A 13,047-nucleotide genomic window follows, 5' to 3' on the forward strand; every position below is an offset into this window, starting at 1 on the left:
ATTTCGCGCAGAAGCCTACGCGGGCAGGCGATCGTGCCACCAGGCGGTGGAGCGAATGCGCCTCACCATCTCCAATCCCGCACCGAGCCTTACTGCAGACCCGCAAACACGGCACGCGCAGCAGCAATGGTCTCACCAATCTCGGCCTCGCCGTGCGCCGCCGACACGAAGCCCGCCTCGAACGCCGACGGCGCGAAGTAATGGCCCGCATCGAGCATGGCGTGGAAGAAACGGTTGAAGCTCTCGCGGTCGGAGGCCATCACCTCGGCGAACGATGCCGGAACCTGCGCACTGAAATACACCCCGAACATGCCACCGACGGAATCGGCGCTGAAGGGCACGCCAGCCTCACGCGCGGCCGCGCCGAGCCCCTCGACCAGGCGTGCGGTACGCGCTGCCAGGGTGTCGTAGAACCCCGGCTCGCGGGTCAGGCGCAGCGACGCCATGCCTGCGGCCACCGCCACCGGACTGCCGGACAGCGTGCCGGCCTGATACACGGGACCGAGCGGGGCGATTTTCTGCATGATGTCGCGGCGACCACCGAACGCGCCCACCGGCATGCCGCCGCCAATCACCTTGCCCAGCGTGGTCAGATCGGGGGTAATGCCGTACAGGCCCTGCACCCCCTGCGGACCGACCCGGAAGCCGGTCATCACCTCGTCGAAAATCAGCACTGCGCCGTACTGCGTACACAGGCTGCGCAGGCCTTCGAGGAACCCGGACCTGGGCTTGATCAGGTTCATGTTGCCGGCGACCGGCTCGACGATGATCGCGGCGATCTCGTCCCCGCGCGCCTTGAACACCGCCTCGACCTGGTCGAGATCGTTGTAGTCGAGGACGATCGTATGTTTGGCGAAATCCGCCGGCACCCCGCCCGACGACGGGTTGCCGAAGGTCAGCAGGCCCGATCCGGCCTTCACCAGCAGACTGTCGGCATGGCCGTGGTAGCAGCCCTCGAATTTGATGATCGCATCACGCCCGGTAAAGCCGCGCGCCAGCCGGATCGCGCTCATCGTCGCCTCGGTCCCGGAACTCACCAGACGCACCATCTCCACCGACGGCAACAGCGCGCACAGCATTTCGGCCATCTCGACCTCGCTCTCGGTCGGCGCACCGAAGGACAGGCCCTTCAGCGCCGCCTCGCGCACCGCCTCGACGATGGCCGGATGCGCATGTCCGGTGATCGCCGGCCCCCACGACCCGACGTAGTCGATATAGACCTTGCCATCCGCATCCCACACTCGCGCCCCGGCGGCATGGTCGATGAATCGCGGCGTACCGCCCACCGAGCGGAAGGCGCGGACGGGAGAATTGACGCCACCGGGGATGGTGCGCTGGGCGCGCTCGAAGAGCACTTCGTTTCGGCTAGTCATGGCTGGATCGATTTCGGTTGAGCGTGGAAGGTGGATTGTCGCCTGCCGGCCGGCTTCGGGTCCACCCGCACGCGCGCGCAAGCCCGGTCGAAAAGGTAGAAAGAACAGGAGTGAGACCGGCACGAGGCATGCGGCCGCGGCGCGCATGGACTAGGCCGACGACGAAGTGTCCCACAGCACCCGGTAGGCGGCCGCACGCCGGGCCGGATCGGCGGCAGCGAACAGATCGGAAATCACCGCCACCAGGTGCGCACCGGCGGCCACCAGCGAGGCCGCGTTGTCGAGGGTGATGCCCCCGATCGCCGCCACTGGCACCGCCAGCTCGCGGCGCGCGCGTTCGATCAGGGCGAGCGGCGCACGCGCGGCCTGCGGTTTGGTCGGCGACACGAACATCGCTCCGAACGCCACGTAGTCTGCCCCCGCCCGTGCGCCGGCCTCCGCCCGCGACCACTCGTTGTAGCAGGACACCCCGAGAATACGACCCGAGCCGAGCGTTCGCCGCGCCCGCGCCAGATCCCCATCGTCCCGCCCCAGATGGGCCCCCTCGGCGCCGATCTCGAGCGCCAGCGCCAGATCGTCGTTGATCACCAGCGGCACGCCCGCGCGCCGGCATGCCGTCAGCAGGGCCCTCGCCTGCTCCCGGCGCAGCGCCGGCGCTGCAAGCTTGTTGCGATACTGCAGCAGTGCCGGCCGTCCGGCGAGTACCTGCTCGACCAGTCCCAGCAGCCGAACCGTATCCGCTTCGTCCGGAGTGACCGCATAGAGTCCGGATGGCAGCACTCCGGACGACACCGCTTCTGGTCGCTCACTCATTGCCTTCACCCTTGCCGCGTGCCCAGAAGAAACGGTCGGGAATCGCACGCCCCATGCCGGGAAGGTAGGCATGACGCAGGGCCTGCTGGGCAAACTCCTGTGCCTCCCGCACCGCTTCGGGCACCGCCATGCCATGTGCCATTGCCGCCGCCGCCGCCGCCGCGATGGTTGCACCGGCACCGAGATAACGCCCGGGGAGCCGCGTCCAGGCATCGGTCCGGATCACGCCCTGGTCGCCGATCAGCAGGTTGACCACCTGCGGACCATGCTCGCCCCCACCGGTCAGCAGGATGTACTCCACCCCAAGCCCCAGCAGGCGTTCCACCGCTTCCTCCGGCGACAGCCCGGCATCGACGTCGTCGTCCACGTCGAAGCCTGCCAGCCTCATCACCTCATGGCGGCTCGCGACCAGCAGCGTGGTCTGGGGCAGGATCAACTCGGCCAGTGCAGCGACCAGATCATCCTCGGCGCCGCCGTGTTCGATCCCGTTGTACAGCGCAGGCTCGACCACCAGGGGCACATCCGGGTAGTCGGACAGGATCTCGGCTGCGGCCGCAACATTTTCGACGCTGCCGCAGAAGCCGAACTTGAAAGCCTGGACCGGAATATCCTCCAGTACGGTGCGCACCTGGGCGACCAGCATGTCGGGCTCGAGGGCCACACATTCATCGACCCCCCGCGTATCACGAACGACCATCGCCGTCTGTACCGGCAGCGGATGGCATCCCATGCTCGCCAGGGTGAGAATGTCCGACGGCAAGCCGCCGCCTGCCGTAGCGTCTCCGGCTGACAGGCAAAGCACGGCGGGGGGGACATCGGGAATCGCAACAGGCATGGCGGGCTCTGCGCCTGATCTGGCGCGGTGGATGAAATACGGTAAGATTGACGGCATTTTACTGCCATTTCCGCCCCGCCATCTCGATGACCGCGACGCCCTTCAAGACCTATATGTGCCTCATCTGCGGCTTCATCTACGACGAAGCCGCCGGTCTGCCGGAAGAGGGGATCGCGCCGGGCACACGCTGGGAGGATATCCCGCCCAACTGGACCTGTCCCGAGTGCGGGGCGCGTAAAGAAGACTTCGAACTCATCGAGATATGACAAGCGGCGTGTCCGGACACGCCTTTTGGAGTATGCTTGCCGCGAACCGATTTCTGAGCGCAGCCGCATCGGTCCCGGGGCTGCGTCACCGAGGACTCATTGCATGGATCTGACCAGCCTCAAGGTAATGGTCATCGACGACAGCAACACCATCCGTCGCAGCGCCGAGATCTTTCTGAGCCAGGCGGGCTGTCAGGTGCTGCTGGCCGAAGATGGTTTCGACGCGCTCTCAAAGATTGCCGACCATCACCCTGATGTCATTTTTGTCGACATCATGATGCCCCGCCTCGACGGCTATCAAACCTGCGCCCTGATCAAGAAGAATCCGCGCCTGTCGTCGACCCCGGTGATCATGCTTTCGTCCAAGGACGGCCTGTTCGATCGCGCGCGGGGTCGCATGGTCGGATCGGACGAATATCTGACCAAGCCGTTCACCAAGGACAGCCTGATCAAGGCGGTTGCGGCCCATGCGACCAATCGCCCCCGTTGAATCTCTCGATGGAAACTCTCCGACGATGCCGATCAAGAAGATACTTGTAGTCGACGATTCCCCGACCGAGCGCCTGGCGCTATCCGAAGTCCTGACCCGAAACGGCTATCAAGTGGTGACCGCCGAGAGCGGTGAAGAGGCCATCACCCGCAGCCGCTCCGAACTTCCCGATCTGATCCTGATGGATGTGGTGATGCCCGGCATGAATGGCTATCAGGCCACGCGGACGATCTCGCGCGACGAACAGACCCGCAGCATCCCGATCATCATGTGCACGAGCAAGGGGCTGGAGACCGACAAGATCTGGGGAATGCGCCAGGGAGCCTTCGACTACATGGTCAAGCCCGTAGACCACGACGCCCTCATTGCGCGCATCAAGCGCATCGGCTGAACCATGTCCAGACGAGTCAGTCTGCGCGAGTTCCAGGAAAACCTTGCTCACCGTCTGACCGAAGCGCGAACCGGCGAACGTCGGGGACTGCTCGGCGTGCAGGCGGGCGACGAGAACTGGCTGCTCCAGCTTGCCGAGACCGGCGAGATTCTCGTGCCCCCGCCCCTCGCGACCGTGCCGCTCACCCGGGCCTGGTACCGCGGCCTCGCCAATGTTCGCGGCACACTGTACGGCGTCGTTGATTTCTCCGGCTTTCATGACGGCACCCCCATCGTCCCCGCAGGCCATGCCCGGCTGTTGCTGATCGGCGCCCGGCACGGCATCCATAGTGCCTTGCTGGTATCACGCGTACTGGGCCTGCGCAGCGCGGAAGACTTCGAAGCCGATCATGGCCCGCCAGATGCGCGCCCCTGGGTCGGACAGCGCCTGCGGGACATGCAGGACCGCCCCTGGCTCAGACTGGACGTCCCGCAATTGTTGACCAACGGCGTATTTCTCGATGCCGGGGCAGACTGACGCGCCCTGCATTTCATCACTACAGCATTCTCAATTCAGATAGCGGCGGAGCACGGCACATGGCATTCAAGCTCTCCTTGGGCAAGGACAAGGCTGCGGGGCCCGATTCGGCCTCCGACACGACCATCATGGAAGATCACGGTTCTGCGCGAGCGGCTCCGGTCAGATCCGGCTCCCCCGGGGCCGAACGCCCGGTCGCCGAACGGGTACGCAACCTCGGCATCATCTTCGGGGCGATGGTGGTGGTCACGATCGGCCTGCTCGTCTATCAGAACCAGCAAACCGGCAACGCCACGCGCCAGGTCGCCGCGGCGGGGGAGATGCAGACCCTGTCGCAGCAGATCGCCAAGTCGGCACAGCTCGCCCTTCAGGGCAGTGCGCCTGCATTCGCTGAACTGCGTCGCGCCAGCGATCGCTTCGCGGTCATCGCCCAAGCCCTCGACCAGGGCGGCGAACTCGACGGCGCCACGCTTCCGGCCGCGGGGGCCGATGCGCGCGACGAACTCGACGCGGTCAATGGCGTCTGGCGCAACATGGAGAACGATGCGCGCCAGCTGCTGGCCCAGGAAGCGACGCTGCTCAAGCTCAATGCCTCCGCCGAGACGATCAACGGCGACAATGCCACCCTGCTCGAACTCACCGAACAGATCGCCGCGCTGAAGCTGCAGGCCGGTGCCCATCCTGGCGAGATCGCCACTGCCAACCGCGCAGTCATGCTGACCCAGCGCATCGCGAAAAACGTCAACGCGCTGCGGGTGGCGGCCGCGATCGATCCCGAGATCGCCTTCCTGCTGGGCAAGGACACCAACACCTTCCGCGAGCAGCTTGCGTCCATGGAGCAGATGGGCGGGGACTCCGAGGTTCGCGCGCGGATCAGCGAGCTGGTGGCCGGCGCCAAGGGTACGCAGGATGCCGTTGCGGACATCCTCGGCAACATCCAGCTGCTGGTCCAGGCCAAGCAGGCCGGCAGCCGTCTGTTTACCGATTCGGCGGCCCTGCTCGCCCGTGCGGGCGAACTCGGCGACACCTTCAACAGCGATGTGCGGGGCTTCGGCCCGCTGTCGCTGTTGATCGCGCTCAGCGCCATCGTTGCGCTCGTCGTACTCGGGATGATGGCCAAGATCTACAACGGCGACCTGTCGCAGCGACGAACCGACGCCGACCGTCAGCGTCAGAGCGCGGAGAACGAGCGCAACCTGACCCAGCAGGCGATCCTGCGCCTGATGAACGAAATGGGCGACCTCGCCGACGGCGATCTGACGATCCGCGCGACGGTGTCCGAAGACATCACCGGCGCCATCGCCGACTCGGTCAACTACACCATCGAGGAGCTCTCGGTGCTGGTGCGCCGGATCAACGACGCGGCCATCCGGGTCACCGCCGCCACCCAGGCCGCACAGCAGACCTCCGGCGAACTGCTCGACGCGACCGAGCGCCAGTCGCGCGAAATCGAGGAGGCCGGTGCGACCGTACAGCGCATGGCGCAATCGATGACCGAATCTTCCGCGCGTGCGCTGCAGTCTGCCCAGGTTGCACGGCGCTCGCTCGACTCCGCGCGCAAGGGTGCCGACGCGGTGGAGAACACGATCCGTGGCATGAACGCGATCCGCGACAAGATCCAGGAAACCTCCAAACGGATCAAGCGCCTCGGCGAATCCTCGCAGGAGATCGGCGAGATCGTCGAGCTCATCTCCGACATTACCGAACAGACCAACGTGCTCGCCCTCAATGCGGCAATCCAGGCGGCTTCGGCCGGCGATGCCGGGCGCGGATTCACGGTGGTCGCGGAAGAAGTGCAGCGTCTGGCGGAGCGCTCGGCGGAAGCCACCAAGCAGATTGCGGCCATCGTCAAGACGATTCAGACCGACACCCAGGACGCGGTCGGCGCAATGGAGAACGCCACCCGCGACGTGGTCGAAGGTGCGCAGTTGTCGGACGCCGCCGGCCAGGCGCTGGCCGAGATCGGACAGGTCTCGATGGATGCCGCACAGCTGATCGAACAGATCTCCACCGACACCCAGGACCAGGCCGCCACAGCCGGGCGGGTCGCCGACACGATGAAGGACATTCTCGCCATTACCGAGCAGACCACGCGCGGCACCAAGCAGACCGCGATCTCGATCGGGCAGCTTGCCGACCTCGCCGTCGAGCTCAAGGGCTCGGTGTCCGGCTTCAAGGTCTAAGCACGAGAACGCATCCATGACGCATGCCAAGGAGCTGGACCTCGGACCGCTGACCTGGGTCAAGAGCGAAATCGAGCTTGCGCTCACCCGCGCCGCGGAGAGTCTGGACCAGGCCTGCCAGGCAAGTGACGGTGCAGCCCGGGTGCAGTTCGCACAGACCCATTTGCACCAGGTCCGTGGCGCGCTGTCGATCGTCGGCCTCGACGGCCTCACCCAGTTCGCAACCGCGGTCGATCAGCTTCTCGGCACGATGACGCGGGGTGAAACGCCGGTCGACGAGCCCACCGTAGCGCTCGGCAAACGCGCACTCGCCACTATCGGCAACTATCTCGAAGAGCTCACCCACGGCACCCCCGATCAGCCCTTGCGCCTGCTGCCGCTCTACCATGAGGTGGTGATCGCCCGCGGGCACGAAGCCCCTTCGGCGGCCGACCTCTTTTTTCCGGACCTGAGCGTGCGCGCCCCCCGGCGTCAGCCCGAAGCGCACCTGCCCCCGGAGCTGCGCCAGGAGCGGATCCGCTCGCTGCGTACCCGTTTCCAGCGCGGCCTGCTCGACTGGTTGAAGCAGCCGGCAAGCACCGCCGGCCCCGAAACCATGCACGCTGCGCTGGTCGAACTCGAAACCCTGGACGAAAGCCCTCCTTCGCGCGCGATGTGGTGGGTGGGGCAGGCGTTTGTCGACGCCCTCGCACATACACCGGAAGACGGCCGCGCCGAGACCAAGGGTCTGCTGTCGCGAATCGACGCCCAGTTGCGGCGGGCAAGCGGCACATCCTCTTCGGTACCGGAACGTCTGATGCGGGAGATGCTTTACCAGGTCGCCCGTATGCCGGCGGTCACTGCCACGCAGCGTGCCGTGCGCGATACATGGCAGCTGGATTTGCTGTTGCCGGAGACCGGCGCCCGCGTCAGCGATCTGCCACTGGCACCGCTGTTGCAGGATCTGCGATCCCGCCTTGCCGGTCTCAAGGAACAATGGAACGCGTTCAGCAGCGGCGCGGCGATTGCGCTGCCGCGATTCGAGAGCCAGCTGGACGGCTTCGCCGAGCCGGTCGGCCGCCTCGGGCGACCGTCGGTAGACCGCCTGATCCGCGGCATTCAGCGCTTTACCCAGTGGTTGCGCAAGGACCCGCTGCACTTTTCCGACACCATCTCGATCGAGGTCGCGACCGCGCTGCTGCTCACCGAGGCCGCGCTCGATCGCAGCGTGCCGGACGCCGGTTTCGCTGCCCAGGTGGACGACACCATCGCCCGACTCGAAGCCCTCGCCCGCGGGGAACGGCTCGCCGCCGCCGAGAATTCGCCCGGCCTCGAGACCGCTCGTCGGGCTCAGGAACGGGACGCCCTCTCCCAGCTTTCGCGCGAGATCCTGACCAGTCTGGCAAACGTCGAACAGACCCTGGACGACTTCTTCCGCGATCAGCACAAACGCGCGCCGCTGGCGCAGTTGTCCACTCCGTTGCGCCAGATCGAAGGAGCCCTTTCACTGCTTGGCGAAACGGACGCCATCGCGCTGATTCATGAGGCCGGAGAGACCATAGCCCGCTTTGCCGAAGAGGACACTGCCGCCGATCAGGCCGTGTTCGAAGCGTTGGCACATCGCCTCTCGGCGCTCGGTTTTTTCATCCAGTCGCTGCAGCACGGCAGGGCCAGCCTGCAACAACTTCTGAACCCCGATACCGAGTTCGTCGCGGACGAGACGGGCGCCCTGCACGAACTCGAGCTGCCGGCACAGGCGCCGGCCAGCGTATCGGACACGGCGGCCGCCGTTCTCGCCGAGGCCCCCGTCGATGGGACGGGATCCGGCCTGGACCTCGCTGCCGCGTCAGCCGACGAACCTGCATTTGCCGCGTCCGCCGACGAAGCCGAAACCGAAACCGAAGCCACGCAGCCTGCATCGATCCCCGAGGTGGCCGCCGAAACGCGGCGCCTGATCGAAGCCAGCGCCGAGGAAATCGATGCCGAACTGCTGTGCATCTTCATCGAAGAAGCCCACGAGGTTCTTGCAACGATCGCCGAGCAGCAAGACTTGTCGCGCACCGATCCGACGAATCCGGAGTTTCTGACCGCCATTCGCCGCGGCTTCCACACCCTCAAGGGTAGCGGCCGCATGGTCGGGTTGCGCGAACTGGGTGAAGCGGCCTGGAGTCTCGAACAGACCCTGAACCGCTGGTTGCAGCTCGAATGGCCACCGACCTCGGCCCTGCACCACCTGATCGACGAAGCGCATCGGCAGTTCACGGCGTGGGTCGTCCAGCTCGAGTCCGGAGGCTCACAACACCGTGACGTGGCGATGCTCGTCGCCGAAGCCGAGCGCCTGTGCGCCAGCGACAGCCCGACGCGGGAATCCGCCGTCGGCGGGCCGCCCGCTGTGGCTGAACCCGGCGCCGGGAGCGCCCCTGAGGCCGAAGCACCTGCAGAGACGGACCTCGTCGAGACGACGCTCGAGTTCCCCGAGCTCGCCCTGTCCGGCAATGGCGAGGTCCTGCCGTTCACGGCCGAAGCGGAAACATCGACCTTCCTGCCCGACGAAACCTCACTCGACGAATTGCCGATCTTCGACGACGATTTCTCGTTCGAACTCACCGCTACCGAGCCGGCCGCGGCCGGGGCGACGGAATCCACCCTCGAAACGCGGCCGGACGCCGACGCCCAACCCACCCCCGACGAACTCGAAACCCTGCCCGAAAGCGAGACCATCGAGCTCGAACCGCTACTCGAGCCGATCGATCTCGAGTTGTCCGATGACGAGCCGTATGCTCTACCGGTTGATGCCGAAAAGCCCCCCGCCCAGCCCGGACAGCCCCCCGAACTGCTGAACATAACCGCACTCGACGACAGCTGGCTGCCGGTCGAGGAGACCTTCGATCTCGCCGATGAGGAGGCGCCTCACTTCGCGTCCGATATCGAATCCGGCACGCCCGACGCAGCGATCGAGGAAATCGAGGCGGCGATCAAGGCGATGGGAACCGCGCTCGACGATGCCGCGATCGAAGAGCTCGAAGCAACCGAGATGCCGACTGACGAACTCGCCGGCTCGCCACCCGCGGAAGGGCCTGCCGTCGCGTACGACGACGAAGTCACGCAGCCGGAGTCCCGCCTCGGCGCCGACGAGACCGCTCCGGTACTCGAAACGACCGGCTCCAGCGCAGCACCAGACGCCGTAGAAGCTGCGGACGCCGTAGAAGCTCCGCAAGTCGAGGACGTTCCGGAAATCGAGGAGGCCGAGGAGCTTTCGGAAGTCGAGGAGCTTTCGGAAGTCGAGGAGCTTTCGGAAGTCGAGGAGCTTTCGGAAGTCGAGGAGGTTCCGGAGGCCGAGGAGGTTCCGGAGGCCGAGGAGGTTCCGGAAGTCGAGGAGCTTTCGGAAGACGAGGAACTTACGGAAGTAGATGAGCTTACGGAAGTCGAGGACGTTCCGGAAACTGCCGACGCCGACTTCATCCGCGTCGGCGATGTCGACATTTCGCGCCCGCTGTACGACCTCTACCTCGCCGAAGCCAAGCACCACATTGCCACCCTGCATCAGGATTTCAGCCGCCTGGCCGCAAACCCGATGCTGCCGCCGCCCGAAACCGCACTGCGTGCAGCCCACACTTTCGCCGGAATTTCCGGCACCGCCCGCGTTGCGCCCCTGCATATGCTCGCCCGCGCACTCGAACACGCCCAACAGCGGCTTAGGGATCAGGCAATGCCACCGTCGTCGGACGAGCTGGCGCTGTTTGCAACGGTCGTGATCACGCTCGAAGGCATGCTCGCCGAGGTGGTCAACCAGAGTATGCCCCTCGACGCGCCCGAACTCATCGAGCAACTCGAACACGCGGGACGACGCACGATCGAACCCGGCCCACCGCCCGAACGCACCGCACCGCCGGCCCACATCCCGCCGGCAACGGCAGAGGCGGTCGAAGAGCAGCCCGTGCTGCGCGTCCACGACGAGATTGACGAGCAGTTGCTGCCGATCTTCCTCGAGGAGGCTGGCGAGCTGCTCAGCGACCTGCACACCACGCTGCGAAGCTGGCGGGCGGATGGCGACAACATCGATCACGCCAAGAGTGCCGCCCGCCTGTTGCACACCCTGAAGGGCAGCGCACGGATGGCCGGCGCAATGACGCTCGGCGAGCAGGTCCATCAGCTGGAATCGCGCCTGGAGGCGGTCACCGGCAGCGGCGCCGAGCTTCCGGCCTTGATCGACGACCTGGTCGCCGGCCTCGACCTTACCGAACAGTTGATCGACGTGCTGGCGGGCGGCGAAGTGCCCGCCACCCGGCTCCCCGATGAGGCGCTCTCGGTCGCACACGAGGCCCCTACGGCCCCGAGCACCGCGATCACGATCGACAGTGCAGGCGCGGAAGGGGACGCCACTACCGGCGCCGGAACGCTGCGCGTACGTGCCGAACTCGTCGACCGCTTCGTCAATGAAGCGGGCGAAATCGGAGTAGCCCGGACCCGGATTGACGGCGAACTGCGCAGCCTGCGGCGCTCGATGCTGGACCTCACCGAGAACGTTATCCGCCTGCGCAACCAGCTGCGCGAGGTGGAAATCCAGGCCGATGTGCAGATGCAATCGCGGATTGCGCAGGCCGAGTCGCACCACGCCGAGTTCGATCCGCTGGAAATGGACCGCTACACCCGGCTGCAGGAACTCACCCGGATGATGGCCGAGAGCGTCAACGACGTGACCACCGTCCAGCACAGCCTGCTCAAGAATCTCGATGGCGCCGACCTCGCGCTGCACAGCCAGGCGCGCATGTCGCGCGAACTGCAGCAGGCACTGATGCGCGTGCGTATGGTGCCCTTCGACAGCCTTGCCGACCGCCTCTACCGCATCGTGCGCAAGAGCGCCAAGGAACTGGGCAAGCGCGCCAACCTGGATCTTCGCGGTGGCCGCATCGAGGTCGACCGCAGCATGCTCGAGCATATGGTCGCGCCGCTCGAGCACCTGTTGCGCAACGCCCTCGCCCACGGCATCGAAGCCCCCGAACAGCGCCGGGCAGCCAACAAGCCCGAGATCGGCCAGATCACCCTGACCGTTCGCCAGGAAGGCAACGAAATAGCTATCGAGCTCGCCGACGACGGGGCTGGCCTCGACTTCAGCCGCATCGCGGCGCGGGCCCACGAGAAGGGCCTGCTCGGGCCCGACGAAGTTGCCGACGAGAGCCGCCTGATCAACCTGATCTTCGTTCCCGGCTTCTCCACCGCCGGCCAACTCTCGGCGGTGTCGGGGCGCGGGGTCGGGATGGACGTGGTGAAGGCCGAAACCGCGGCGGTCGGAGGGCGGATCGACGTCAGCAGCGCCCCGGATGCCGGCACCGTCTTCCGCATCTACCTGCCGCTCACGCTGGCGGTGACCCAGGCCCTGCTGGTGCGGGCGGCGGGAAGACACTTCGCGATTCCGTCCAGCATGATCGCCCAGGTCATGGAGCTCAAGGCCGATGCGCTCGAGCGTCTGCGGGCGGACAACGGCACCGACTGGCAGGGTCGGCACTACGCCTACCGCTACCTGCCGCGTCTGCTCGGCGACCCCGCCAGCAAGCCGGAAGTCCAGCGCTACAACTGGGTACTCTTGCTGCACGCCGGCGCCCAGACCCTTGCCTTGCATGTCGACGCATTGCGCGGCAACCAGGAAATCATCGTCAAGAACGCCGGACCGCAACTGACCCGGATCGTCGGCATGTCCGGCGCCACCGTGCTCGGCGATGGCGAGATCGTGCTGATTCTCAACCCGGTGGCACTGGCCAGCCGTGGCCTTGGCCTCGGCGGCACCGAAGGCGCGGCGCTCGCGGGAACGCGGGAAACCCCGACCGCCGCGCACGTACCGACGGTCATGGTGGTGGACGACTCGCTGACGGTACGCAAGATCACCGGTCGTCTGCTCGAGCGCGAGGGTTACCGGGTGATTACCGCCAAGGACGGCGTGGATGCGCTCGAAGTGCTGATCGAGATCGTGCCGGATGTCATCCTTTCCGATATTGAGATGCCGCGGATGGACGGCTTCGACCTGGTGCGCAATATCCGCGCGGACGCTCGTACACGGCCGGTCCCGGTGATCATGATCACCTCGCGCCTGGCGGACAAACACCGCCGTTATGCGATGGAGGTCGGAGCCAACCACTATCTGGGCAAGCCCTATCAGGAGGATGAGTTGCTCGGGCTGATCGCCGGATATGTCGGACGCTGAGC

The 13,047-nt window shown here is 66.2% G+C and carries 9 protein-coding genes; 6 read left to right on the forward strand and 3 right to left on the reverse strand.

The genetic code is table 11. The annotated features are described in order from the left end of the window. Window positions 1-89: 89 nt before the first annotated feature. The 3 genes from hemL to thiD all read right to left on the reverse strand — a co-directional run bounded on the left by hemL (window position 90) and on the right by thiD (window position 3,078). Window positions 90-1,373, reverse strand: a complete 1,284-nt coding sequence (hemL, locus tag AC3A35_RS11535; RefSeq protein ID WP_487436236.1) for a glutamate-1-semialdehyde 2,1-aminomutase — start codon at window positions 1,371-1,373, stop codon at window positions 90-92. Between the two features lie 150 nt (window positions 1,374-1,523). Further along, window positions 1,524-2,186: a thiamine phosphate synthase gene (gene thiE, locus AC3A35_RS11540; RefSeq protein WP_487436237.1), complete on the reverse strand. Its 663-nt coding sequence runs from the start codon at window positions 2,184-2,186 to the stop codon at window positions 1,524-1,526. Beyond that, the gene (thiD, locus tag AC3A35_RS11545; RefSeq protein WP_487436239.1) at window positions 2,179-3,078 is read right to left on the reverse strand and encodes a bifunctional hydroxymethylpyrimidine kinase/phosphomethylpyrimidine kinase; all 900 of its coding nucleotides are present in this window, start codon (window positions 3,076-3,078) and stop codon (window positions 2,179-2,181) included. Before thiD ends, thiE begins: the two co-directional genes overlap by 8 nt. A 56-nt stretch (window positions 3,079-3,134) precedes the next feature. Between thiD and AC3A35_RS11550 the strand changes: the two genes are divergently transcribed. From AC3A35_RS11550 to AC3A35_RS11575, 6 genes are all read left to right on the forward strand, one after another. Next, window positions 3,135-3,287 (forward strand): rubredoxin, encoded by a 153-nt coding sequence (locus AC3A35_RS11550; RefSeq protein ID WP_487436559.1) that lies wholly within the window; start codon window positions 3,135-3,137, stop codon window positions 3,285-3,287. A 103-nt stretch (window positions 3,288-3,390) separates the two neighbouring features. Beyond that, the gene (locus AC3A35_RS11555) at window positions 3,391-3,777 is read left to right on the forward strand and encodes a response regulator (RefSeq protein WP_487436240.1); all 387 of its coding nucleotides are present in this window, start codon (window positions 3,391-3,393) and stop codon (window positions 3,775-3,777) included. A 25-nt stretch (window positions 3,778-3,802) separates the two neighbouring features. Then, window positions 3,803-4,168, forward strand: a complete 366-nt coding sequence (locus AC3A35_RS11560; RefSeq protein ID WP_487436241.1) for a response regulator — start codon at window positions 3,803-3,805, stop codon at window positions 4,166-4,168. A gap of 3 nt (window positions 4,169-4,171) precedes the next feature. Further along, window positions 4,172-4,684: a chemotaxis protein CheW gene (locus AC3A35_RS11565; protein WP_487436242.1), complete on the forward strand. Its 513-nt coding sequence runs from the start codon at window positions 4,172-4,174 to the stop codon at window positions 4,682-4,684. 59 nt (window positions 4,685-4,743) lie between these two features. After that, entirely contained in the window at window positions 4,744-6,867 is a 2,124-nt protein-coding gene (locus tag AC3A35_RS11570; protein ID WP_487436243.1) for a methyl-accepting chemotaxis protein, read from the forward strand. Window positions 6,868-6,883: 16 nt separating this feature from the next. Next, the gene (locus tag AC3A35_RS11575) at window positions 6,884-13,045 is read left to right on the forward strand and encodes a hybrid sensor histidine kinase/response regulator (RefSeq protein WP_487436244.1); all 6,162 of its coding nucleotides are present in this window, start codon (window positions 6,884-6,886) and stop codon (window positions 13,043-13,045) included. Window positions 13,046-13,047 lie beyond the last annotated feature (2 nt).

It is taken from the genome of Azoarcus sp. Soil_N_20 (assembly GCF_057656155.1).

Bases quoted from the DNA above. Each gene is read 5' to 3' on its own strand.
- AC3A35_RS11570 (WP_487436243.1), top strand. From the start codon at position 4,744: ATGGCATTCAAGCTCTCCTTGGGCAAGGACAAGGCTGCGGGGCCCGAT.
- thiD (WP_487436239.1), bottom strand. From the start codon at position 3,078: ATGCCGTCAATCTTACCGTATTTCATCCACCGCGCCAGATCAGGCGCA.
- AC3A35_RS11555 (WP_487436240.1), top strand. From the start codon at position 3,391: ATGGATCTGACCAGCCTCAAGGTAATGGTCATCGACGACAGCAACACC.
- thiE (WP_487436237.1), bottom strand. From the start codon at position 2,186: ATGAGTGAGCGACCAGAAGCGGTGTCGTCCGGAGTGCTGCCATCCGGA.
- AC3A35_RS11560 (WP_487436241.1), top strand. From the start codon at position 3,803: ATGCCGATCAAGAAGATACTTGTAGTCGACGATTCCCCGACCGAGCGC.
- AC3A35_RS11575 (WP_487436244.1), top strand. From the start codon at position 6,884: ATGACGCATGCCAAGGAGCTGGACCTCGGACCGCTGACCTGGGTCAAG.
- hemL (WP_487436236.1), bottom strand. From the start codon at position 1,373: ATGACTAGCCGAAACGAAGTGCTCTTCGAGCGCGCCCAGCGCACCATC.
- AC3A35_RS11565 (WP_487436242.1), top strand. From the start codon at position 4,172: ATGTCCAGACGAGTCAGTCTGCGCGAGTTCCAGGAAAACCTTGCTCAC.
- AC3A35_RS11550 (WP_487436559.1), top strand. From the start codon at position 3,135: ATGTGCCTCATCTGCGGCTTCATCTACGACGAAGCCGCCGGTCTGCCG.